The sequence below is a fragment of the Phycicoccus avicenniae genome, assembly GCF_018139485.1.
In the GTDB taxonomy this organism is placed as follows: domain Bacteria; phylum Actinomycetota; class Actinomycetes; order Actinomycetales; family Dermatophilaceae; genus Phycicoccus; species Phycicoccus avicenniae.
In genome coordinates, this window is the sequence record NZ_JAGSNF010000001.1 from 202,340 (window position 1) to 225,650 (window position 23,311).

Annotated in this window: 20 protein-coding genes; 17 read left to right on the forward strand and 3 right to left on the reverse strand. The window is 72.1% G+C overall.

Going from position 1 to position 23,311, the window contains the following annotated elements:
- Nucleotides 1-83 precede the first annotated feature (83 nt).
- The 8 genes from KC207_RS00930 to KC207_RS00965 all read left to right on the forward strand — a co-directional run bounded on the left by KC207_RS00930 (nucleotide 84) and on the right by KC207_RS00965 (nucleotide 10,801).
- Entirely contained in the window at nucleotides 84-863 is a 780-nt protein-coding gene (locus KC207_RS00930; RefSeq protein WP_211601016.1) for an SDR family NAD(P)-dependent oxidoreductase, read from the forward strand.
- Entirely contained in the window at nucleotides 860-2,092 is a 1,233-nt protein-coding gene (locus tag KC207_RS00935) for a hypothetical protein (RefSeq protein ID WP_211601017.1), read from the forward strand. The genes KC207_RS00930 and KC207_RS00935 overlap by 4 nt, the downstream gene beginning before the upstream one ends.
- The gene (locus KC207_RS00940; protein WP_211601018.1) at nucleotides 2,089-5,235 is read left to right on the forward strand and encodes an FtsX-like permease family protein; all 3,147 of its coding nucleotides are present in this window, start codon (nucleotides 2,089-2,091) and stop codon (nucleotides 5,233-5,235) included. Before KC207_RS00935 ends, KC207_RS00940 begins: the two co-directional genes overlap by 4 nt.
- On the forward strand, nucleotides 5,232-8,054 hold the full coding sequence (locus KC207_RS00945; protein ID WP_211601019.1) for a hypothetical protein: 2,823 nt from the start codon (nucleotides 5,232-5,234) through the stop codon (nucleotides 8,052-8,054). Before KC207_RS00940 ends, KC207_RS00945 begins: the two co-directional genes overlap by 4 nt.
- Entirely contained in the window at nucleotides 8,051-8,968 is a 918-nt protein-coding gene (locus KC207_RS00950; protein ID WP_211601020.1) for an ABC transporter ATP-binding protein, read from the forward strand. Before KC207_RS00945 ends, KC207_RS00950 begins: the two co-directional genes overlap by 4 nt.
- Nucleotides 8,965-9,642, forward strand: a complete 678-nt coding sequence (locus KC207_RS00955) for an ABC transporter ATP-binding protein (protein WP_211601021.1) — start codon at nucleotides 8,965-8,967, stop codon at nucleotides 9,640-9,642. The genes KC207_RS00950 and KC207_RS00955 overlap by 4 nt, the downstream gene beginning before the upstream one ends.
- A 91-nt stretch (nucleotides 9,643-9,733) precedes the next feature.
- Nucleotides 9,734-10,189 carry a nuclear transport factor 2 family protein gene (locus KC207_RS00960; RefSeq protein ID WP_211601022.1) on the forward strand — a complete coding sequence of 152 codons (456 nt, stop codon included), beginning with the start codon at nucleotides 9,734-9,736 and terminating at the stop codon, nucleotides 10,187-10,189.
- Nucleotides 10,190-10,264: 75 nt separating this feature from the next.
- A complete protein-coding gene (locus KC207_RS00965; RefSeq protein ID WP_211601023.1) occupies nucleotides 10,265-10,801 on the forward strand; it encodes a TetR/AcrR family transcriptional regulator in 537 nt (178 codons plus the stop codon).
- 26 nt (nucleotides 10,802-10,827) lie between these two features.
- Here the strand turns inward: KC207_RS00965 and KC207_RS00970 are convergent, their stop codons facing one another.
- Nucleotides 10,828-11,496, reverse strand: a complete 669-nt coding sequence (locus tag KC207_RS00970; RefSeq protein WP_211601024.1) for an FMN-dependent NADH-azoreductase — start codon at nucleotides 11,494-11,496, stop codon at nucleotides 10,828-10,830.
- 86 nt (nucleotides 11,497-11,582) lie between these two features.
- On the opposite strand from KC207_RS00970, the gene KC207_RS00975 reads away from it, so the two are divergent.
- The 7 genes from KC207_RS00975 (at nucleotide 11,583) to KC207_RS01005 (ending at nucleotide 19,055) form a co-directional block, all read left to right on the forward strand.
- Nucleotides 11,583-11,966: a winged helix-turn-helix transcriptional regulator gene (locus KC207_RS00975; RefSeq protein ID WP_211601025.1), complete on the forward strand. Its 384-nt coding sequence runs from the start codon at nucleotides 11,583-11,585 to the stop codon at nucleotides 11,964-11,966.
- A gap of 130 nt (nucleotides 11,967-12,096) precedes the next feature.
- Nucleotides 12,097-13,674 (forward strand): alpha/beta hydrolase, encoded by a 1,578-nt coding sequence (locus KC207_RS00980; RefSeq protein WP_211601026.1) that lies wholly within the window; start codon nucleotides 12,097-12,099, stop codon nucleotides 13,672-13,674.
- Nucleotides 13,675-13,774: 100 nt separating this feature from the next.
- The gene (locus KC207_RS00985) at nucleotides 13,775-14,752 is read left to right on the forward strand and encodes an alpha/beta fold hydrolase (RefSeq protein WP_211601027.1); all 978 of its coding nucleotides are present in this window, start codon (nucleotides 13,775-13,777) and stop codon (nucleotides 14,750-14,752) included.
- Nucleotides 14,749-15,747 (forward strand): ankyrin repeat domain-containing protein, encoded by a 999-nt coding sequence (locus KC207_RS00990; RefSeq protein WP_211601028.1) that lies wholly within the window; start codon nucleotides 14,749-14,751, stop codon nucleotides 15,745-15,747. The genes KC207_RS00985 and KC207_RS00990 overlap by 4 nt, the downstream gene beginning before the upstream one ends.
- A complete protein-coding gene (locus KC207_RS00995) occupies nucleotides 15,744-16,169 on the forward strand; it encodes a hypothetical protein (protein WP_211601029.1) in 426 nt (141 codons plus the stop codon). The genes KC207_RS00990 and KC207_RS00995 overlap by 4 nt, the downstream gene beginning before the upstream one ends.
- Nucleotides 16,170-16,245: 76 nt before the next feature.
- Nucleotides 16,246-17,931 carry an alpha/beta hydrolase gene (locus tag KC207_RS01000; RefSeq protein ID WP_211601030.1) on the forward strand — a complete coding sequence of 562 codons (1,686 nt, stop codon included), beginning with the start codon at nucleotides 16,246-16,248 and terminating at the stop codon, nucleotides 17,929-17,931.
- A 155-nt stretch (nucleotides 17,932-18,086) separates the two neighbouring features.
- A complete protein-coding gene (locus KC207_RS01005; RefSeq protein WP_211601031.1) occupies nucleotides 18,087-19,055 on the forward strand; it encodes an MsnO8 family LLM class oxidoreductase in 969 nt (322 codons plus the stop codon).
- A 69-nt stretch (nucleotides 19,056-19,124) separates the two neighbouring features.
- On the opposite strand, the gene KC207_RS01010 is transcribed toward KC207_RS01005, so the two are convergent.
- On the reverse strand, nucleotides 19,125-20,213 hold the full coding sequence (locus KC207_RS01010) for an oxidoreductase (protein ID WP_211601032.1): 1,089 nt from the start codon (nucleotides 20,211-20,213) through the stop codon (nucleotides 19,125-19,127).
- Between the two features lie 86 nt (nucleotides 20,214-20,299).
- On the opposite strand from KC207_RS01010, the gene KC207_RS01015 reads away from it, so the two are divergent.
- On the forward strand, nucleotides 20,300-20,662 hold the full coding sequence (locus tag KC207_RS01015) for a MerR family transcriptional regulator (protein ID WP_211601033.1): 363 nt from the start codon (nucleotides 20,300-20,302) through the stop codon (nucleotides 20,660-20,662).
- 112 nt (nucleotides 20,663-20,774) lie between these two features.
- Here the strand turns inward: KC207_RS01015 and KC207_RS01020 are convergent, their stop codons facing one another.
- Nucleotides 20,775-21,893: an LLM class flavin-dependent oxidoreductase gene (locus KC207_RS01020; RefSeq protein ID WP_211601034.1), complete on the reverse strand. Its 1,119-nt coding sequence runs from the start codon at nucleotides 21,891-21,893 to the stop codon at nucleotides 20,775-20,777.
- Between the two features lie 275 nt (nucleotides 21,894-22,168).
- Here KC207_RS01020 and KC207_RS01025 point away from each other — a divergent pair, with 275 nt between their 5' ends.
- Nucleotides 22,169-23,254, forward strand: coding sequence for a zinc-binding alcohol dehydrogenase family protein (locus KC207_RS01025; protein WP_249138469.1), 1,086 nt, complete (start codon nucleotides 22,169-22,171; stop codon nucleotides 23,252-23,254).
- The last annotated feature ends 57 nt before the right edge of the window (nucleotides 23,255-23,311 follow it).

The following is a 23,311-nucleotide window of genomic DNA, read 5'->3' on the forward strand; positions in this document are numbered from 1 at the left end:
GCCCACGAGTCGAGGTCCGGTTCTCCGGACTGCGACGCCTCGCGACCACCCGTCGCGTTCCTCTCGACGAAAGGACCCACGAGATGAGTACAGGACGCCTCTTCGGGAAAGTGGCCATGGTCACCGGAGGCGGGGCCGGGATCGGCCGTGCCGTGAGCCTGCGGTTCGCCGCAGAAGGAGCGACGGTCGTGGTGTGCGACATCGACGACGACCGAGGTGAGGAGACCGTACGCATGGCCCGAGCCGTGACTGACACCGTCTTCGCGACCCATCTCGACGTGTCCGGCGAGACGTCGTGGGGTACCGCTCTCGACACCGTCCTGCAGTCACATGGTCGGGTGGACGTCCTCGTGAACAACGCGGGTCTCGCCTACCGACGACCCCTGGCCGACAGCCCGCTCGCCGAGTGGCGCGACCTCATGGCCGTCAACGCCGGAGGAACCTTCCTCGGACTCAAGCACGTGACGACCGCAATGGCGCGGACCGGTGGAGGCGCGATCGTCAACGTGGCCTCCGCTGCGGCCCTCATCGGTGTCCCCGGTATGACGACCTACTCGGCGGCCAAGGGTGCCGTCCGAGCGATGTCGCGGGTCGCTGCCATGGAGTTCGCGGCGGACGGCGTGCGCGTCAACTCGGTCTACCCCACGAGCGTCCGTACGGGCATGGTCGTCTCCGACGCCCGGGACACGGGCGTCAGCGTGGAGGAGTTCCTCGACGCTGCGGGGGCGCTCAGCCCGCTGGGAGGGATCGCGGAGCCGGAGGATGTCGCCGACGCCGTGCTCTTCCTCGCCAGCGACGAGGCACGCTTCGTCACCGGTGCCGAGCTCGTCGTCGACGGCGGTGCCACGGCGGGTGTCGCGTGAGCCGCCCGGTGTCTCGCGGCGGCCGGGCACTCGGCCCCTTCGAGCGCGCGATCGACCTCTACATGGAGCGCAACCCCGTCCAGTTCACGCTCGTCGGTGAGCTGCGCAGGACGGTCACCCGCGGACGGCTGGAGTCGGCGCTGCTCCGACTTCAGGAGGTCCACCCGTTGCTGGCAGTTCGGATCGAGGGTTCGGGCGTCACGTCCGCTTTCGTCCCGGACGAGTGGCCGGTCCCGGTCACGGTGCTGCCCGAGGACACGTCCTGGCGGTCCGTCGCCGTCCGCGAGCAGCAGGACCCGATCGACACCCGGCACGGACCGCTACTCCGTGCATCGCTCATCCCCCGCCGCGCCCAGGGGAGCGTCGTCGTGCTGACGTTCGCCCACCAGATCGCCGACGGCATCGGAGGACTGCATGCGCTGCACGACCTCGTCGAGGTCCTGGCGGGCGGAACGGTCGAGAACGATGTCCTCCCCGAGCCGATGGAAGACCTCATGCTCCGCCGGGGACACGGCGGTGAGGCCGACGACACCTCGACCGACGACATCGACCCCCGGATGGCTGCCCCCACGGCGGTGATCCCGTTCGAGGGTGCGGCCCCACACGTCGGCGCTGTGGCGCTCGACGAGGACGCGACCGCTCGACTCCTGGGGCGGTGCCGGTCCGAGGGGACGACCGTCCACGCCGCCCTGTGTGCCGCGGCCTCCGTGGCTCTCTCCCGACGGGGTCTCGACTTCGTGCGGGTCCTCAGTCCGATCGACCTCCGACGGTCCGCTGCCCTGCCCTCCGCGGTGTCCGTGAGATTCTCCGCGACGCGCACCGGGAGCGAGGCGAGCGACGGTTCCGGCTTCTGGGACCTGGCGCGCCGGACGTCGGACGCACTGTCCGAGGGGCGGGCGCCAGAGACCCTCGACGCCATGGTCCGCGCCCTCGTGGCCGGTCCGCCGAGCACGGTCGACGAGGCGGAGGCCATGATCACGACGACGAACGCGGCCGACGTCCAGGTGAGCAACCTCGGTCTCGCACGGGACCACGAGGAACTGTCCGCGGTCTGGGGCCCGGTCCAGATCTCACAGCTGCGGAAGGAACGGATGCTCGGCGTCGTCACCACGGGCGGTCGACTGCGCCTCACCGAGACGACGCACGAACCCGGTCCGGGCATCCTCGGTGACCTCGTGGACGCTCTCGAGGAGCAGACTCGACCGGGCGGAGGTCCGACGCGCCCGTGAGGACCCGTCGTCTCCTGCAACGTCGGCTCGGCGCGCACCCCGTCGCCCTGGCGTCGGTCGCGGTCTCCGTCGCCGCGTCCATGGCGGTCGTGACGGGGCTCCAGCTCCTCACGGAGGCCGTCGCGGACGCCGGTGTCCAGTCGGTCCTCGACGTGCCGACTCGGGAACGGTCCGTGGCGGTCTCCGCCGCCCTCGACCCCGGGGCGCTGTCGCCCGTGGACGACGCCGTCCGCGAGGAGATGGCCTCCCTCCCCGGCGGAACGGTGACCCGCGTCGCCTCTGCGCCGACCCGCGGGATGCCCGGGCGTTCGTCCACCGACCGGGCGCTGCTCGCGGACGTGGACGGCGTCCGGGCGGCGACGGACCTCCTCGACGGCCGGTGGCCACGGCGGCCGTCCGACGCGGCGGCCGAGGGCTCGGGACGGGTCGAGGTCTCCCTTCCCTCCACGGCTGCGGAACGGCTGGGTCTCGAGGTGGGGGACGCCCTCGTCGTCTCCGACATCGTCGACGACGCGGCCCCCGAGGTCACGCTCGTCCTCACGGGGATCTTCCGGCCACGGTCGCCCGACGACGCCCTGTGGGTGGACCTACCGCTCGCGCTCCAAGGGGTCACCGAGTCCGACTTCACGACGTACGGGCCGTTCGTCACGGCGCCCGGGGCGTTCGACGGCCCTCTCGTGGGCGCATCCACGGTCACGTGGCGGCTTGCCGCGGACGTCGGTGGGACGACCCGGGACCGCCTGCCGGGCCTGGAACGGGCCGTCGACCGGACCGTCCGCGAGCTCCGCCGGACGGTCGGCCTCCCCCTAGAGGCCGGCGATCCCGAGACGGAGGAGCCGTCAGGCCTCCCCCTGCGGAGTCCGCGCGTGGTCTCGGACCTCCCCGCCCTCCTGGACTCGGCACGGGGCGTCGCCGACCGGACCCGCGTCACCCTGCTCACTCCGACCGTCCTCGTGGTCCTCCTCGGGCTCGTCGCGCTCGTCGGAGCGTCCGGTCTGCTCGCCTCGCTCCGTACAGGGGACGTCCGACTCCTTCGGCTCCGAGGCGCCTCGAGCAGCCGTCTGGGAGCCCTGGCCCTGGGCGAGGCGATCGTCATCGCCGGCGCCGCCGCCCCGGCGAGCGCGCTCGCCGGGGCGGTCGGCATCCGCGCACTCACCGGTCAGGGGTGGGGATCGCTGGTGGACGACGTGCGTGACCCTGCGCTCTGGGCCGCGGTGCTGCCACTCGCGGCGGTCGTTGTCGCCGTCACGACCGCGACGTCGACCTGGGCCGGTCGCGAGGGGGCAGTGGTCGAGTCTTCTGGCCGGGGGACGCGGTCGGGACTGCTGGCGGCCGCGGCCGCCGGTCTCGACCTCGTTCTCGTCGGACTCGGAGTCGTCGGCGTCATCCAGCTGCGTCGGTACGACGCGGCCGGCAGCACGACCGTCGACCCGTTGACGGCGGCGGCTCCGGCGCTCGTGGTGGCCGGGCTCGTCGTCCTCGCGCTCCGCCTGCTCCCGGTGCTGGCGCGGCTCGTTGCGCGCTCGGGAGACCGGCGGGCCGGGCTCTCCCTCGCGTGGGGCGGCTGGCAGTTCGCCCGCCGGACCGCGGGCCAGACGGGCACGATCGTCCTGGTCCTCCTCGCCGCCTCGATGGGCAGTGTCGCGCTCTCGCAGGTCGCGACCGCCGAGCAGGCCTTCGAGGACCAGTCAGCCTTCGAGGCCGGGGCCGCCCTCCGGGTCGGGCAGGCCGGGGGGGTGAACGCTTCCGGGACCGGGGGCACCGTCACCGAGACGTTGGACGCCGACGTCGTAATGCCCGCCACCCGCCGTGAGGTCGGGCTCGGGGATCTCGACGATGTGACGGTACTCGCCGTCGACTCGGCCCGGGCGGGGGAGGTGATGGACGTGCGCCCGGACACGGTCTCGGACGGCTCCTGGCCTGCCGTCGTCGGGCGACTGACCGCCTCGCGGGACCTCGGAGGGGGGCTCGTCCTGCCCCCCGGGACCCGGCAGTTCCAGGTCACCGTCCGGGCGGCGCTGCCCCCGGACGCGGTGGAGGACTATCCGGCCGTGGCGCACGTGCGGGACGGCCGAGGGGTCGTGCGGACCGTGCCGGCCGGGTCGGTGACGCGCGGCGTGTCCAGGCTCGCCGGCGACGTGGCGGACCTGGAGTCGCCGGTCGCTCTCGTGGGGGTGGCAGCGGCGCTGCCGGAGGACGTTCGTCGGGCGGCGCAGCCGGGGGAGAGGACGGCGTTCGACGTACGGCGGGTCACGGCGGATGGCGAGCCGTTGGCGGGTGTCGACGCGTTCTCCGACGAATCCACGCTCTCCGCCCTGTGGTGGACGGCCGACCCGGCCCCGCCCGGACCTGTCGCAGCCGTCGTGACACGCGAGGTGGCCGAGGCGATCGGCTCTGCGGGAAGCGCGGCTCCCTCACTGTCCGTCGGCTCCCGCGACGTCCCTCTCGAGGTCGTCGGCGTCCTCGACGTCCTGCCCACGGCCGCGGTCCCCACGCGTGGTGTTCTCGTCGACCTCCCCCAGCTCGCGGCGGTGCCGACGCGGACCGGGGGGGACGGTGTCCAACGCAGCCGGGTCGTCGTGGAGCCGGACGAGTGGTGGGCGCATCCCGGCGACCCCGCCGAGGCGGCTGCGGACCTGGAGGCCGCGGCACCCTTCGGGACGACGATCCTCGAGCGGAGCGCCCTCGCCGCCGAGCGTCGCGCTGACCCGGTGAACCGCGGCATGAGGGTGGCCATGCTCCTCGTGGCGGCCGCCTCGGTGCTCATCGCCACACTCGGGTTCGCCGCGAGCACCGCCGGTCTGGGCCGGGTGAGGCGACACGAGAACGCGGTGCTCTTCGCCTTGGGCATGCCGCCTCGGCGGATCCGGGCGGTGATGGTCGTCGAACGGGGTGTCGTCGTCGCCCTCACGGTCCTCACCGGCCTCGTCGTCGGCGTCGTGGCGGCGATCGTCGTCGTCGCGTTCCTCGTGGGCAGTGACGGGCACGCGCAGGTTCCGGTCGTTCGCCCGGTGGTGCCCACGGCCCTGCTCGCCGGGTACACGGCCACCGTCGCCGCGATCCTCGTCGCGGCCGGAGTCGCCGTTCTGGGTCGATCGGTGGGGGATCCCACGAACCGGTCGCATGGGGGAGGGCAGTCATGACCCTCCCCCGCCGTTCGGGACGGCGGCTCCGTGGGCGGCGTCCCGGGGGCCTCGGCCCCGTCCGACGAGCGTTGGCCCCCGGTGGCGGCGCGACCGCGCTCGTCGTCGTGCTCGTGGCCACGGCCGCTGCCTCCCTCGTCGCGAGCCCCCGGGTCCAGGAGCGGTTGGCCGACGAGGCCCTCGGGGACGTTGCGGCATCTGCGGCCGCTCCCCAGCGGGAGATCCGACTGCGCTCGGGCGTCGTCGAGGTGGCCGGCCGCCCCGTCCCCTCCACGAGGCCGACGGCGGGGCCGACCTCGCCATTCGCGACGGTCGACGCGACCGCCCGCGAGGTCATGGGTCCCGACGTGCTCCGGCTGCTCGCGGGACCCACGGTCGCGGCGCAGACCGGCGAGGGGGATCTGACTCGCGACGGTTCCCCGCTCGTCCCCGACGGGTCCTTGTCCGTCGTCAGGGTGCAGAGCGGTCTCGACGAACGCGTCGACTGGGTGGACGGTGGCGCGCCTGGCGCACCCGGAGATCGCCGCACCCTCTCGACACCGGAGGGCGCCCATACCGTCCGCGTCGTCCCGGTCGCAGTGCCTCGCCGGACGGCCGACGAATGGGGGCTCGCCGTCGGGGACGAGCTGCGCTTCGACGGGCCGGAGAACCTCACTCCTGCGGCGCTCGTGCTCTCGGGCATCTACGTCCCTCATGACCTGGGCGACGGCTTCTGGCAGGAGGAGCCCAGGATGACCGCCCTCGGCGTCAAGGTGACCCCACTCGGCGGTGGTACACCGCTGGGGGCCGTCGTCGCTGCCCCGGAGTCGTTCGGGGCGCTCTCCGATGCCCTGTGGCGGACCGCTCCGGGCGACATCGAGGGCCCCGGCTCCCCGGTGTTTCGTGCCACGTGGCGCTACCCACTCGACCTCGCCGTGCTGACCCGGGCCGACGTCCAGCCTCTGCGTGCCCTGCTCGTCAGGCTCGACACCGACGCCCGGTTCCGACAGGCGCTCCCGGGAACGGTCGGGGTGACTGGTCCCACGGAGCTCCTGAACCGCTACGAGGCGTCGGTGCGCGCCACCGCGGTGCTCACCTCCTTCGCCACGGCAGGACTCACTGCTTTCGTCGCCGTCCTCCTCGCGCTCACGATGGTCGTGACCCTCCGGCGACGGCACCGTGAGGTCAAGGTGCTGCGGGCCCGGGGAGCATCGTTCCGTCAGGTGTTCGTCCGGACGGCGGCCGCGCCGGTCGTGGTCGCCGTCCCGGTCGTCGTCGCCGTCTCCCTCGCGACCGCGGTGGCGCTACCCGGCCGCTGGGCGTGGTCGACCGGAGCCCAGATCCTCCTGCTCCTCCTCGTGCCCTCGCTCGCCGCCGGCGTCGTCGTCCGACACGAGATCCGCGCCGTGGAGACCGCGGACCGAGGCGACGGTGACCGGCGGGCCGCTCTGAGACGTCGGGTCCGTCGCCTCGTCGTGGAGCTCGGCATCGCCGTCTCGGCCGCCCTGGCCCTGTCGACGGTCAGGTCCCGGGGCGAGGTGATCGCGGACGGGCGCACCGACTGGTTCGCCGCGACCGCGCCGGTGCTGTTGGCCGTCGCGGGGGCCGCCCTCGCCCTGCGTCTCATCCCGTGGTCCGTGGGAGCGGCTGCTCGTGTCGCGGCCCGGCGTCGAGGCGTCGTCACCTTCCTCGGCCTGACCCGCGCCGCCAGGACCGGTGCGACATCCGTCCTCCCCGTCGTCGCCGTGGTCGTCGGCGCGACCCTGCTCACGCTGCTCGCCTCTCTCGCGCTCTCCGGGTCGCAGCAACGTGCGCTCGCCGGACTGCGTGACGTCGGCGCTCCGGTCCGGGTGGATGCCGTCCGGGTCGAGGCGGCCGACGTGGAGGCGCTCGCTGCCCGCGAGGGTGTCCGTTCCGTCGTCCCTGCCTATGTCGCGGAGGAGACACTCGTCCGGGACGGGGCCGCCGCTCGGGTCGTGGTCATCGGCGTGGACCCGGAGGCTTACCGGGATGTCCTCGCGGACACTCCTGGAACGCTGTCGACGGTTCCAGCCCCGGCCGCCGACGGCGACGACCTCGGGGTCGTCGTCGGCCCCGGCGTCCCGGTCGGGGGGGATCTCGAGCTGTCCGTCCGGGGTGTGCGGGTCGACGTCGACGTCGTGGGCTCGGACCCCACGCTGGTCCGTACAGCGGAGGGCGTCGAACGCCCGGCTGTGCTCGTTCCGCTCGCCACGCTGCGCGAGCACGTCCCCGCGGCGCGGACGAACGTGGCGTTCCTCGCCGGGGACCTGGGTGCGACGAAGGCCCTGACGGCCGTCGGGGACGCCGGCTCGCTCTCGCCGAGCGATCGGATCACCGCGGTCGACTCCGTCGAGGCGTTCTCGGAGCGGGTGGGCGGGCAGGCGCTGCCGCGGCTCGTCACCGACACCTACCTCATCGGTGCTGCGCTGGCTTCGGCGCTGACCGTTCTGGCGGTCCTCCTCCTGCTCACAGCGACGCGCCGCGACCGGACCACGACCGTGGTACGGCTGCGCACCATGGGCCTTCGTCAGGGCGCGGAGCGGGGGCTCGCGTGGACCGAGGTGTTGCCGGTCGTCGCGGTCTCCGCGCTCGTGGGAGCGACGACCGGGGCCTTGGCACCCGTCGTGGTCGGGCCCGCCGTCGACCTCGGACCCATCACCGGGGGAGCGCCGTACCCGGCGCTGGACGTGCACCCGCTCGTCGCTGTCGGGGCCGGCTCCTCCGTCCTCGCCCTCGGGCTCCTGGCCCTGTCCATCGACGCCGTGCTCGCCCGCCGAGGGCGCTTGGCGGACCACCTGCGCAGAGGAGAGATCGCATGACATCCACGGCCGGTCATGACCGGGACGACGTCCTCCACGGCAAGCCCCCCGACGTGACGTGCGAGAACCTCGTGCGCATCTACCGGACCGAAGGGCTCGAGGTGGTCGCTCTCCAGGGCCTCGACCTGGCGATAGCCCGGGGCGAGCTCGTCGCGCTCGTCGGCGCGTCCGGTTCCGGCAAGTCCACGCTGCTGGGCATCCTGTCGGGCCTGGACGTGCCGAGCGCCGGGACGGCCAGGGTCGCCGGTCACGACCTCTCGGGGATGGGGCGCCGTGAGCGACTGGCCTACCGCCGCTCGACGGTCGGGTTCCTCTTCCAACAAGCGGCGTCGAACCTCCTCCCGTACCTCACAGCCCGCGAGAACGTCGAGCTGCCGATGGTGCTCGCCGGGGTCGGCCGGCGCGAACGCGAGGGGCGTGCGCAGGACACCCTCGAGGTCCTGGACATCGCGGAGTGCGGTGCCCGCCGGCCGGGTGAGCTGTCCGGTGGGCAGCAGCAGCGCGTCGCTCTCGGCGTCGCCCTCGCCAACCGGCCCCGGGTGCTCCTTGCCGACGAGCCCACGGGGGAGCTCGACACGCGTAGCAGTGACGACGTCTTCGAGGCGATCCGTGCCGCCAACAGGGACCTCGGCACGACCGTGCTCGTCGTGACCCACGACGCACTCGTCAGTGACCATGTGGCGCGGACCGTCGGCATCCGAGACGGCCGCACGTCGACCGAGGTGCTGCGACGGACCGGGGACGGCGGAGTGGAGCATGCCGTGGAGTACGCCGTCCTCGACACGGCCGGCCGGCTGCAGCTGCCACGGTCCTTCACGGCGAACCTGGGGCTGCAGGACCGGGTGCGCCTCGACCTCGAACCGGACCACATCGGGGTGTGGCCCTCCGACGCCGGCGAGGGGAGCGGCGCATGAACGGCGATCGACTCGTCGTCCACGACGTGCACCGCACGTTCGGAACCGGGGAGACAGTCGTCCGTGCACTCCGCGGGGTGTCCTTCGAGGCAGGCCCCGGCGAGCTCGTCGCCGTCCGCGGCCGGTCCGGCTCCGGGAAGACGAGCCTTCTCAATGTCATCGGTGGTTTGGACCGCTGTGACGAGGGGTCGGTACTCCTCGGCGAGCGGGACGTGACGGCCATGTCAGACGCAGAGCTCCTCGCTCTCCGACGGGGCCCGGTCTCCTACGTGTTCCAGTCCTTCGGTCTGGTCCCGGTGCTCACCGCTCGCGAGAACGTCGGGGTCCCTCTGCGCCTGCGGGGGTACGCCGCGCAGGAGCGGGAGCGGCGCGTGGCCCGGGCCCTCGCCGACGTCGGGCTCGAGCAGCACACCGGCCACCGACCGGACGAGTTGTCGGGTGGCCAGCAGCAGCGGGTCGCCCTCGCCCGAGCCCTCGTGGCGGACCCGCAACTGCTGCTCGCGGACGAGCCGACCGGACAGCTGGACTCCGACACCGGCCGCGTGGTGATGACGCTCATCGCGCGGCTCGCGAAGGAACGGACCATGACGACGGTGGTGACGACGCACGACCCGACGGTGCTGTCCTTCGCCGACCGAGTCGTCGAGATCGTCGACGGTGTCGCTCGGACCTGACCTGCGCTGCGCGCCGCCGGCACGGGAGTTGCGGACATGCGTTGAGCGGCGTACTTTGTTAGTGATCAATCAATAACACAGGAGGATCGCCATGACCGACACCGACGCCATCCGTTCCGAGGCCCAGCAGACCTTCCGGGACCACCTCACCTTCCTGTCCTCCGGCCGCATCCGCGAGTGGGTCGCGCTCTTCGAGCAGGACGGGGTCCTCGAGTTCCCCTACGGCCCGCAGGGGTTCCCCAGCCGAGTGGAGGGCCACGACGGGCTCTACGAGTACATGAAGAACTTCCCGGAGTCCTTCGAGGTCGTCTTCGAGGGTCTCGTCTTCCACGAGACCGTGGACCCGACGCTCGTCGTCGCGGAGTTCCGGAGCAAGGGGACGGCGAAGGCCACGGGCAAGCCCTACGACCAGACGTACATCTCGGTGGTTCGCACCCGCGAGGGAAAGATCACCAGCTACGTGGACTTCTGGAACCCGCTCGTCGCCATGGAGTCCCTGACCGCCGACGGGGGCGAGTCGGGCCTGGTCGGGGCGTTCTCGCACTGACCTGTCCGACCGCTCATGGCGGGGGTGCCTTCCGGAGGCACCCCCGCCTCCGTCGTCTCGTGGTTGGCTGGTTCCATGCCCGTCCCCGGTGACTCCAGCAAGAGCGACGCACGGCGGAACGCCGTCGTCGCCAGCGCCGTCCGACAGTTCGCCGCCCGCGGCTTCTACGGGACGAGCACCGGGCAGGTGGCCGCGGGGGCCGGAATCTCACAGCCGTACGTCTACCGACTGTTCCGTGACAAGACCGCTCTCTTCGTCGCCGCGGTCGACCACGTCTCCAACGTCCTCGCACGCGCCTGGGAGCAGGCCGGACAGCGCGCCGACGGGAACCCTCTCGACGTCGCACGCCTTCTCGCCTCCTACGGCGCGGTCGTGGAGGACCCGAGGACCGTGCGGTTCCTCATGCACGCCAACTGCGCCGTCGACGAGCCCGACATCGCCGAGGCGCTACGACGGTGCTACGCGAAGCAGGTCGACACGCTGACGGCGCTCGGGTTGACTCCGGAGGAGATGCGTGAGGTCCTCGGAGCCGGCCTGCTCGCCAACGTCGTCGTGGGCCTCGGCCTCGCCCACTCCGACGCGGAGTGGGCGAAGGCCATGTCCGGCCGCTGACGCCAGTGTCGTTCGGTCACGCGCCGTCAGGAAGCGGCGAGGTCGGCGAGCCCCCCGGTGGCGAGCGACGCCGCGACGCCCGCCGCCCGACGAGAGGCGGTCTCGTGCCCGAGCCGGAGCGCGCGCGCGCCCATCTCGACGAGATCCTCCATGCCGGGGGTCGTCGCCGCCAGCGTGTACTCCACGGTGACGAACTCGACGTCCATGCGCAGCATGCCCTCGAAGACCGTCCGCAGGTACGGCCTCAGGTGGTCCCAGCCCTCTCGGGGGGCCCCGGGTCCGTACCCGCCTCCGAAGGTGGTGATGACCGTCATCGGGGTGCCGGCAGTGGGCGGCGGCTCGCCGTGGAACCGGAGCGTGCGGCCGAGGAGGATGACGTGGTCGATCCACGCCTTGAGTACCGAGGGGATCCCCAGGTTGTACATGGGTGTCGAGATGACGACGGCGTCGGCGCGGACGAGCTCGTCGACGAGCGAGTCCTGGAAGCGGGCCGCGTCCGTCTCCACGACCTGACCGGTCGAGCGAGGCACGACCTCGGCGGGCAGGTGGGGGACGGCCGACTCGGCAAGGTCGCGGGTGGTCACCTCTGCGTGCGGGGTCCGCTCGCGCCACGTCCTCTCGAAGGTGTCGGTCACCGTGCGCGAGACGGAGTCGGTGCCTCGCGCGGAGACGTCGAGGCGAAGGAGCTCGGTCATGGTGGTCACTTTCCGTGTGGTTGGTTACTTGTTGTGCGTAGAACCACTTTCTGTCACTCTGATGACCTGCACAAGGAGGCACTTTCATGTCAGCAAGGCACACCCCGGTACGTCTCGCCGATGTCCAGGACGAGGACTGCCCGACGCGCGAGGTGCTCGACCGGGTGGGAGACAAGTGGAGCGTGCTCGTCATCGTCCTGCTCGGCGAGCGGACGCACCGCTTCAGCGAGCTGCACCGCGCGATCGACGGCATCAGCCAGCGCATGCTCACCCTGACGGTCCGCGCCCTCGAGCGCGACGGGCTCGTGAGCAGGACGGTCCACGCGAGCGTCCCCCCGCGGGTCGACTACCGGCTCACCGACCTCGGACGGTCGTTGCTGGCGCCGCTGGAGGCACTGAACGCGTGGGCCGTCGAGCACCGGGGTGACATCCAGGCCGCCCGTGACGAGCACGACCGTCGCTCCGGCTGACGACGATCGCGGGCCGGCAGGCAGCGGCCGGGCGGCCGTGGGGTCGTTGTGGGCGAGGACGGGTTTGACGTGGCCGCAGCGGCCACCTGTGCGATGGGGGTCCGTCCATCCTCACTAGGAGCCTGCCATCGTGTCCCGCTCGTCCGCCGTCACCTCGGCCGTCATCGTCCTCACCGTCGCGCTCGCCACCGGGTGCTCCTCACCGCCAGGCGCGCGAGGAGCCGCCGGATCCGTGGAGTCCGGATCCACGGACGCCGCCGACACCTCGGAGCTCGAGGAGTTCTACGAGCAGGAGCTCGCGTTCGGCCCCTGTACCGACTACGCGACGACCGAGGCCGACGCGAAGCTCTTCGGCGAGACGCCGGTGGAGTGCGCGGACCTCACCGTCCCCCTCGACTACGACGACCCGGCGGGGCGGTCCATCGAGGTGGCGGTTGCCCGGGCCGAGGCCACCGGTGAGCGGACGGGCTCCCTTGTGGTCAACCCCGGAGGCCCGGCCTCTCCGGGGACCTCGTTCGCTGCCACGATCACGAAGCTCCCGGGCTACGCGCGCATCGGGAAGAACTTCGACATCGTCGGCTTCGACATGCGAGGGACCGGGGCGTCCCAGCCGACCGTGGACTGCCTGAGCGACGAGGAGCGCGACGACGCCGCGCTCGTCGCGACCTGGTTCTTCGGTGGAGAGACATGGGAGGAGGGGGAGCCGGCCCGCGTGGCGGAGCAGTGCGCCGAGGGCTCCGGTGGGGCCGATGTCATCAGCCATCTGGGCACTCGGGACACCGTCCAGGACATGGACGTCCTGCGGGCGGTGCTCGGGGACGACCAGCTGAACTTCCTCGGCGCCAGCTACGGCACGCGTCTGGGTGCCGTGTACGCGGATACCTTCCCCGAGCGCGTGCGGAGCATGGTGCTCGACGGCGGCATCGACCCGTCGCTCGGTATCGAGGAGCGGCTCGTGCAGCAGTTCGCCGGCTTCCAGTCGGCCTTCGACGCCATGGCGGAAGCGTGCGCCGAGGCCGAGACGTGCCCGCTCGGCACCGACCCGGCCCAGGCATCGAGCCGGTTCCAGGATCTCGTGCGACCCCTCATCGCCTCGCCCGCCGCGACGGCCGGTGATCGCACCCTGTCCTACCGCGATGCCGTCGAGGCCATGCTCTTCGGCCTCTACTCACCCGAGAACTGGGAGTTCCTGATCGACGGCCTGACGGAGGTCGAGAAGGGGCGCGGCGACTCGCTCCTGGCGGTGCGTGACGTCGCCCACCAGCGCCAGAGCGACGGGAGCTACAGCCCCTTCCTCGAGGCGGCCTTCGCCACCCACTGCAACGACAAGGAACGCCAGAGCGCGCAGGAGGAGACGGCGATGCGGGCGCGGATGCTCGAGGCCGCGCCGTTCATGGACGACGGCCGCGACCTCACCGCACGGGACTCGTGCGAGGGCTGGCCGGCCGAGCCGAGCCTCGACTACCCGTACCTCGACGATGTCGGCGATCTCCCTCGGACGCTCGTCGTCTCGGTCACCGGTGACCCCTCCGCGCCGTACGAGGGCAGCACGGCGCTCGCCGAGGCCCTCGGGGCGGACCATCTGACCGTCGAGGGGGTCCAGCACGGGGCCGTGTACGTCGCGGGCAACACGTGCGTCGACGACGCCGTCAACGACTACCTCCTCGACCTCACGCCGCTACCCGACGGACTCGACTGCACGTTGTGACGACAAGGAGGGGGCGCCGATCGGCACGATCGGCGCCCCCGGTCGTCGGGGGCGCTCCCGTCCTTGACCTGGCCCTAGGGTCCAGGTGTCGGCTGGACGGATGAAGCACTCCAGCCGACAAGTCGTCGTCGACGGCCACGAGATCCACGTCGTCGAGCAGGGTGAGGGACCGGTCGTCCTCTTCTGCCACGGCTTCCCCGACACGGCCGAGACCTGGCGCCGTCAGATGCAGGCCGTCGCGGACGCGGGGTTCCGGGCGATAGCCCTCGACATGCGCGGCTTCGGCCGCAGCCACGCCCCCCGTGACGTCAGCCAGTACACCTCGCTCATGGTGGCCGGTGACCTCGTCGGCCTCCTCGACGTCGTCGGCGCCCGAACTGCCGTCCTCGTCGGTCACGACTGGGGAGCCGACTACGTGCAACGCACCGCCCTCCTCCGTCCCGACCGGGTCCGTGCGGTGGTGAGTCTCAGCATCCCGTTCGCACCGCGCGGCGAACTCAGCCTGCGCGACGACCTCGAGGCCCGCGGCCTCGGAGACCGGTACTACGCCCACGCGATGGCCCGACCCGGCGGCGGAGCAGACTTCGAGCCTGCGTCGCGCTCGGTCCCCAGCGTGCTCCACTGGCTGTCCGCGAGCCCTCCTCCAGACGAGCGATGGGACCCGGTCGACCCCCGCAAGCACCTGCTCCGGGAGAGCCCGGTAGCGGTCCCGCCGTGGGCCGACGCCGACTACGTCGCGCACACCATTCGCGAGTTCGAGCGAACCGGGTTCGACACGGGCCTCAACTACTACCGCGCAGTCCAGGCGAGCTTCGACCTGACCCCAGCGCTCAAGGGCGCCGTCATCCGCCAGCCCTCGCTCTACATCTGGGGCAAGGCCGACGGACTGTGCCAGTTCTTCCACCCGGGGGGCGCCTCGCTGGCGACCCTGCGTGAAACACAGCCCGGCCTGCGGGGACAAGTGGCGGTGGACACCGCCGGGCACTGGGTGCAGCACGAAGCGGCCGAGGTCGTGAACCGGGAGCTCGTCGCCTTCCTCACCGCGTTGGACCCGATCGACCAGGAGGCCGCAGCGTGAACCTCGTCCGGGCCGTCACCGAGGAGTGCTCCACCGTCGTCGTCGCGCGGATCGGCGAGCACGACGACGTGGACGAACGTGACTCCCGTGGTCTCACCGCCCTCCTGGTCGCGGCCGGCCGCGGGCGAGTGGACATCGTCCAGGCCCTAGTGACGGCGGGCGCGGACGTCCACGCCGTGGACCCGGCCATGGGAGCGACGGCACTCCACAAGGCCGCCCAGTCGGGCAGCACGGAGGCCATCGACCTCCTCGTCGCGGCGGGCGCGTTCCTGGACCAGCAGTCACCGGTGCTGGGGCACACCCCGCTCATGGACGCGGTCTCGTACGGACACGACGACGCCGTCGCGGTCCTGCTGGGGCACGGTGCGCGGACCTCGCCCCGCAACGGGTTCGGACAGACGGCGCTGGAGATCGCCCAGGCGGACCGGTCGACGGACATCGCCACGCTCGTCGAGGCGCGCATCCTCGACGACGCCGCACGTGTCGTCGGGCACCGTCTCGCCGCGGCCGCGAAGACCGGCGACGTGCAAGAGGCGGAGCGGCAGCTCGCCGCGGGGGCGGTCGTCGACGAGCGCATGCCCACGACGGGAACCCCGGACGACGACTACACCCCCTTGGGGCTCGCAGCACGCGAGGGGCATGTCGCGATGGTCCGGCTGCTCGTCCGCGCGGGAGCCGACGGTCGTGCCAGGAACGGCCTCATGGGTGGCACTGCCCTGCACGAGGCGGCGTACTGGGGCCACCCTGCGGTCATCCACGAGCTGACGAACGGGACCGCGGACGTCGAGATCGAGGCGCGTGGTGCGTACAACGGCTACACGGCGCTGCACGACGCGGTCTGGCGCGGCCACCGTGATGCGGTTCGAGCCCTCGTCGCGGCGGGAGCGGACCCAGGCGCCGAGGGGCACTCCGGCATGACGCCGTCCGCCCTGTCCGCCACGCACGGGTACTCCGACATCGCGACGTGGCTCGCGGGGGAGGGGTCGGTGAGGTGACGGTGCTGCTCAGGACCGCGGCCCTCGTCGCGCTCGTGGCGTTCGTGGGGTTCGGCTGGTCGTCACTGGCCGGCTCCGACGGAGACGCGGACATCGGGGCGGGACTGGGGGCGTTCCTGGCGCTCGGCCTCGCCTCCTTCGGCTGGGCGACGCGCGATGCCCGGACGGCGCCACGGCCGACCGGGGTCGTCGTGCGCTGGCTCCTCGTCGGCGTGGTCGTCGGCGTCGTGGCGTCGGTGCTGCCCCAGCTTCGGACGAGCGGCCTGGCTCTCGCGACGTACGTCGACGACCTCCGGTCGGTGGGGGTGCTCGGTGTCGTCCTCGTCGTGGTGCCCGCGCTCGCGGCGGTCCCCGCCGGTCGCGTGCTCCGGCGCCGGGCCCGCGGCGTGGTGGACCAGGACACCGCTCCGCCACCCCGGTGAAGCTTTGCGCATGTGACGTGCGGCACAGTGAGAACAGGCTTGAGGTGGCCGCAGCGGCCAGGTGTGGGCTACTCGCATGCGCATCCTTGCCAGCCCACCCTCAGTCCGTGTCGGTGCCGTCGCAGTCGTCACCGCCCTCCTGGGCGTCGGCGCCGTCGGCGCGCAGGCCGCACCCGCCCCCACCGCTGCGCCGACAGGCGCGCCGCAGGTGCAGGCCCCCGTCCCCGACATCGCGTGGAGCACCTGCGTCGGTGAGGGGCTGGAGGCCTTCGACTGCGCCAGCGTCCAGGTCCCGACGGACTACGACGAGCCGCGCGGCGACACCACGACGATCGCGCTGACCCGGCTGCAAGCGACCGACCCCGACGGGCGCGTCGGCAGCCTGTTCCTGAACTTCGGCGGCCCGGGCATCGCCGGGGTCGGCCTGATGCACACGCTCGGTGAGACGTTCCTCGACCCGAAGGTCCACGCCAAGTTCGACGTCATCGGGTTCGACCCCCGCGGCGTGGGGCTCTCCAACCCGGTGACCTGCTTCCCGAACGAGGCCGCCGAGAAGGCGAACTTCGCCGACACCCCGGCGTTCCCGACCACGCGCCGGGAGGTGCCGGGGTACCTCGTGGACTACGGGACGGCCATGGTCGGCTGCAAGCTCCTCTCCGGGGACAGGTTCGAGCACGCGTCGTCGGCGAACGTCGCCCGCGACATGGACCTCCTGCGTCAGGCGGTCGGTGACGAGCGCCTGAACTACCTCGGGTACTCCTACGGCTCCATCATCGGCGCCACCTACGGCAAGCTCTTCCCCGAGCGGGTGCGGGCCCTGGCGATCGACGGCACGTGGGACCCGCCGCGCTGGTCCGGCGGTCAGGGGTCCCTCGGGGTCCGCCTCGGGACGGGCCCCGCCGCCGAGGAGGCGTTCGAGCAGTTCCTCGCGCTGTGCGACGAGGCCGGACCCGACGCGTGCCCCCTCGCGGCGCTCGGCGACCCGGCGCAGGTCGCCGAAGACGTCTTCCGTCAGCTGCAGGAGGAACCGGCCGAGTTCCCGGGACCCGACGGCACCACGGTCGAGTTCGGCTATGACGACCTCGTGGCCGCCACCTTCAGCTCTCTCTACGCCACGTCCGGGTGGACCGATCTCGCAGAGTCGTTCGCCCAGCTGGACGCCATGGACGACCCGGCGGCGGCGCAGCGGGACGGCAGCGACCGAAAGCGCGCCGGTACGTCACTCGGTGACCTGCTGCGTCGGCTCGGGGTCATCGAGGACTACGCCACGGGCATCGGTCCGCAGACGGCGAGCCTGTGTGTCGACGGGAAGCATCCGCTGAATGCCTGGGACTACCCACGGCAGGCGGACAAGGCCGACGAGGTGACCCCTCACTTCGGACGCTACCGCGCCTGGGTCGGCATCCAGTGCGAGTTCGTCCAGTTCCGTGACGACGACGCCTACAAGGGGCCCTGGCAGCAGGAGATCGACTCGCCCGTGCTCGTCATCGGCACGCGGTACGACCCCGCGACCCCGTACGCCCAGACCCAGCCCTACGCCGACCGGTTCCCGGACGGCCGGGTGCTCACCGTCGAGGGGTACGGGCACACCACGCTCGGGGTGTCCACCTGCGCAGACGCAGCCATCGCCCGGTATCTCCTCGATCTCGAGGCGACCGACGGGGCCACGTGCGGCCAGGACGTGCCGCCGTTCCAGGCGACCGACCCGGGGTCGAAGGAGGCGGGTCGGCTCATGCTGGCACCGGGCGGCTCTCGGGCCTGACCGCCCTCTGTCCGGCCCGCTGGTTCCTGCCCTGACGCGGCCAGGGCCGGCGGGCCGGCGCGTTGTTGTCACGACCAAGCGGGCAGCACGGTCGGCCCGGTGTGCGCTGCCGGTGGAGTCGGAAGCCCGTCTGGGTCGGTGGCGTTGGACGGGTCGTGAGACTGTCACTGCTCGACCGTTCCCGCACACGTGCGGGAGAGCCAGACGCCCTCGCGCTGCGGCACACCGTCGACCGGGCGGTCCGGGCCGAGGCGGCGGGGTTCCACCGGTTCTGGGTGGCAGAGCACCATGCCGTCCCGGGCGTCGCGTCGGGATCGCCTCCGCTGCTCGTCGCGACCATCGGCTCGGCGACCTCCCGGATCAGGATCGGGTCCGGAGGCGTGATGTTGCCACTGCACCAGCCGCTCGTCGTCGCAGAGCAGTTCCTCATGCTCCAGGCCCTGCACCCGGGGCGGGTCGACCTCGGCATCGGGCGGTCGCTGGGCTTCACACCACCGGTCCGACGGGCCCTGCGCAGGGAGTCGGACGAGCCGGACACGTTCCGGGAGGACCTCCAGGAGCTGCGCTCCTACCTCGACGGGGAGGCCGAGGTCACTGCGCGGCCGTCGGTGGCCGGGGGTGTCCCGGTCTTCGTCCTCGCGACCGGCCGGGGAGTCCGGCTGGCCGCGGAGCTCGGGCTCCCGGTCGTCGTCGGGGGACCCGTCCTGGACGCGGACGAGCTGCCCGACATGCTGGCCGAGTACCGGCGATCGTTCCAGCCCGCGGGTGCGGACCGGGCCACGGTGGTCGTCTCGGTGGACGTCCTCGTCGCGGACGACGAGGCCACGGCCCGCCGGCTGGCCCTGCCGGAGGCGTGGGCGTCCGCGCAGGCGCGACGTACCGGGAGCTTCCCGCCCCTGGAGTCCCCCGATGACATCGAGACCGCCGACTGGGGGGAGCAGGTCCGTCGTCGCGTCGAGGAGGGCGTGGGCCGCACCATCGCGGGGACGGCCGCCACGGTCCGGTGCCGTCTGGAGCGGCTCGTCGAGCGGTCGGGCGCCGACGGGCTGATGGCCAGCTCGTCGACCTTCGACCTGGACGCGCTGCACGCCTCGGACCGCATGCTCCACGACGTGGTGGGCTGACCGCGGCGGCGCCGTGGCCAAGCACTCCGGACGGCAGGACCGTCCGGGGTGTCCTGCGGGGGACCTGGGTCAGGCGGTGAGTCCGGCCGGCCCGCCCGACGTCGGGTAGGTGATGTACCCGTCGTCCCCGCCCATGTAGTAGAGCGCGTCGTCGGCGACCGCCAGAGGGCTGCCCGTGCGCAGCCGTTCCACGAGTTCCGGGTTGGCGATGAAGGCGCGGCCGAAGGAGATGAGGTCGGCCCCGTGACCGAGCCACCGCTCGGCATCGTCGAGCCCTGCTGGGGTCGTCGCCGTCGGCACCGAGGGGTTCATGACGAGGGTCCCCGGCCACACGTCACGCAGCCGCAGGAGGGTGTCCTCGTCCGTCCCCTCCTCGAGGTGCACGTAGGCCAGGCCCAGGGCGGACAGCCGGGTGAGGAGGGTCGTGTAGAGCTCGGTGACGTCGGTGTCGACCGCGTCCTGGATGCCTGCACCGGGCGAGAGTCGGATGCCGACGCGCTCGGCGCCCACCGCCTCGACCGCGGCCGCGACGGCCTCGACGGCGAAGCGGGTGCGTGCCTCGACGGACCCGCCGTAGCGGTCCGTGCGGAGGTTGGCGTTGCTCGCGAGGAACTGGCTGACGAGGTACCCGTTCGCACCGTGCACCTCGACCCCGTCGAAGCCGGCCTCGATCGCCGCTCGTGCCGCAGGCCCGAAGGACGCCGCCTCATCCGCGGCCTCGTCCGTCGTGAGCGCCCGAGGGGCCGGTGCCGGCTGCGGGCCTGCCGGGGTGAACATCATGACGTCGCGTGCCGCCACGGCCGACGGCCCCACGGGCTGCTGACCGGTCGTGTCCGGGTGGCTGAGCCGCCCTGCGTGCTGGATCTGCGCGACGATGCGGCCACCCGCCGCGTGGACCGCAGAGGTCACCTGGCGCCAGGACCGGACCTGGGCCTCGGTGGTCAGGCCGGGTGTCATCGGGTTCGACTGGCCGAGTCGGCTCGGCCAGATGCCCTCGGACACGATGAGGCCCGCGCCGGCGCGTTGGGCGTAGTACGTCGCCATCGACGCGGAGGCGAGGCCGTCGCCGTCTGACCGGGCCCGGGTCATGGGCGCCATGACAATCCGGTTGGGGAGCGTGGCGATTGATGTGTTGACGGTGTCGAAGAGTGTTGTCATCCCTGCTACGCTAAAACCTGACGTTGACGTCAGGGTCAAGTCGAGGATGCGGTGGCTCGTCGAGCGCCGCGAAAGGACGGTTTGTCGTGCGGATCGGAGAGCTCGCGCGCGAGTCCGGGGTGAGTGTCCGGGCGTTGCGCTACTACGAGGAGCAGGGGCTGCTGAGCAGCGAGCGCTCGAGCGGTGGGCAGCGGATGTACGCCGAGACAGCCGTCGACCGCGTGCGCTTTTTCCAGACTCTGTACGCGGCGGGTCTGAGCAGCCGCCGGATCGCCGAGCTGCTGCCATGTATCGACACCGGTCACACGACGGCACAGCAGCGGACGATGCTGCAGGGCGAGCGGGCAGAGCTCGACCGTCGTATGGCGGAGCTTGCCCAGGCCGGCGCGCGGCTCGATGACCTCATCACCGCGGCGGAGAGCCGGAGCCAGCCGACCCCCGCCCTCTAGGTCGACGCCGGAGCGCAGCTCGCCGTTCGCCGCGTCCTCATGACACCGAGCCTGGGTGAGCGCGGACGAACGGCCGTCGACGACCGCCCGAGTACCGACGCACCGGGCGACGTTACGTCCGCCGGGTCCCGTCCTCCTCCAAGCGAGGGAGGACCTCGTCGATGAACCGCGTCACGCCGGTGCTGTAGTCCATCATCGTGAGAGCGACGCCGTCAATGCCGGCGTCTCGCAGTCGAGCTAGCTGGTCGGCGATGGTGTCCGGAGCTCCGATCAGCGGGTAGCCGGCCATCGTGGACGCAACGGCCCCGGCGAGCTGGCGGTGCTGCTCGGCCGGCATGCCAGTGCCGCCCATGGTCCACTCGATGGCGTTGGCCACAGCCTGCTCGTCAGCGTCCACCTCGGCCCACCGCCGCACCAGGGCCCGGGCCTCATCGTCGGTGTCGGCACAGACGAGCGATGCGGCGATCCACACCGACTGCGTGCGGCCGGCCTCGGCGGCCATCCGCCGGATTTCGCCGACCTTCGTCCTGACCGACTCGAGGTCGAACGCGGAGACGAAGGACAGGTCCGCATGTCGGGTGGCGAATTCGTGACCCCGAGCGGAGAACGCGGCATTCATGATCGGGGGGTGTGGCTGCTGGAGCGGGCCCGGACGGCTGTAACCCCCGACGACGTCCAACCACTCGCCCCGATGGTCGAACTCCTCCCCCGCCCAGAGCCGAAGCACGACACCGAGCCACTCCTGGGTGTAGGCGTAGCGGGCGTCGTGATCGAGAGTCGCCGCGCCGAACATCGCCAGCTCCTTCGCGAACCACCCGGCCACGACGTTCAACCCGACCCGACCGTGCGAGATGGCATCGAGGGTAGCGATCTGCTTGGCCACGATCACCGGAGACAGGGTCAGGCAGTGCGCAGTGGCGAAGATCGAGATGCGGGAGGTCCTGGCCGCTACGGCAGCGGCCCAGGTGAAGGCATCGAAGCTCTGTCCCCACGGGTTGGTCCGGCCCTCGAAGCCTCGCCACCGTGCGAACGGTATGACGGCCTCGAATCCGGCCTGTTCTGCCTGCAGCGCGAGGTCGAGATCCCGGTCCCAGTCGATCTCGTGCCGATCGGCGGAGGTCGTCACAGCGCCGGGCGAGGTCACGTTGAGGCCGAACAGGGCGAGCTTCAGACCCGAGTCGGCGAAGAGCGGTCCGGTCGTGGTGCGAGGTACGTGCGGGAGATCGGTCATGCGCGATCCTTCTACCGTCAGTCGTGATTGGCGGTGCGCCGCCGGATGCGTCGCGCCGGGGGTGAGGTCAGTACATGGGTGGCCGCCGCGTCCAGGTCAAGCATCTGCCGTCGCTCGTGGGACACCCGCTGTCGCCGGAACGGCGCTGAACGCCATGAACTCCGAGCTCGTGCGACGAGCAGAGCGACTACTGGCTGCGGCTTACATCGACGAGCGCTGCCGAGCGGTGCCGGGTGCTTGAGGTGGCCGTGACGGCCACCTGTCGACTCGAGCCCATGGACATGTCGGACCCCTCGAACGAAGCCCTCTGGGCGACTTACCGCAGCGCCCGGTTGTCTACCGGCCAGGCCGCTTACACGCGCCCTGGACGCGGCGAGATCGTGGTGCGCGTGCGAGCGGTCGCACTCAATCCGGTCGACACCATGACCGGCTGGAATCGCCGGGTCGTCTACCCCTGGCTGAACTATCCGGCCGTGCTGGGCGTCGACGTCGCCGGGGACGTGGTCGAGGTCGGACCCGGCACCGGTCGTCTCAGCGTCGGCGAACGTGTCATCGGGTTGGCTCTCGGGCAGGAACGTGACTGCAACAGCCCGGCTCACGGCGCCTTCCAGAAGTACGTGGTCCTGCGGGCGGCTCTGGTCAGCCCGATCCCGGACCAGCTGCCCTACGAGCAGGCGGCTGTCCTTCCCCTGGGTGTGGCCACTGCCGCGTCCGGGCTGTTCGGACGTGACCAGCTCGCGCTGGATCTGCCCGATACGTCGCGACGCCGTGAGGACGCCACCGTGCTGGTCTGGGGCGGGTCGACCAGCGTGGGGTGTAACGCGATCCAGCTTGCGCGTCACGCCGGCTATCGCGTAGTCACCACGGCGTCCCCGCGCCACCACCCGCTCGTCCTCGATCTCGGCGCCGACGTCGCTCTCGACCGTCGCGACCCCGACGTCGTGCGGCGGACGAGCGACGTGCTGGCCCGGCGTCACCTCGCTGGGATCGTGGCCATCGGGAGCGCCTCGACGGTCCCGACCGTGCGGATCGCCGCGAACGTGGGCGCGCGTCGGTCGACGGAGTCAGCGCAACGAGTGGGGGTCGCCTCGGTGCAGCCGTCGCCGCTCACGACACTGGTCAGCCGTCTTGCCCGCTTCCGAGGCGTCCGTCTCTCGACTGTGTGGGGAGGGTCAGTCGCCCATGAGCGGCTCGGGGCCGAGATCTTCACACGGGTCCTTCCGGCCGCCCTGGCCGCAGGCAGCTACCGCCCCGCCCCGTTCAGCGAGGTAGCCGGACAGGGTCTGGAGGCAGTTCCCGACGCCCTTGAAAGGCTTCGAGCCGGCGTCTCCTCACGCAAGCTGGTGGTCAGAATCCCCTGAGGCCAGACGCGCTGCTGCCTCTCGCCTCGACCCGGCCCCGACAAGTACGTCTCTGCT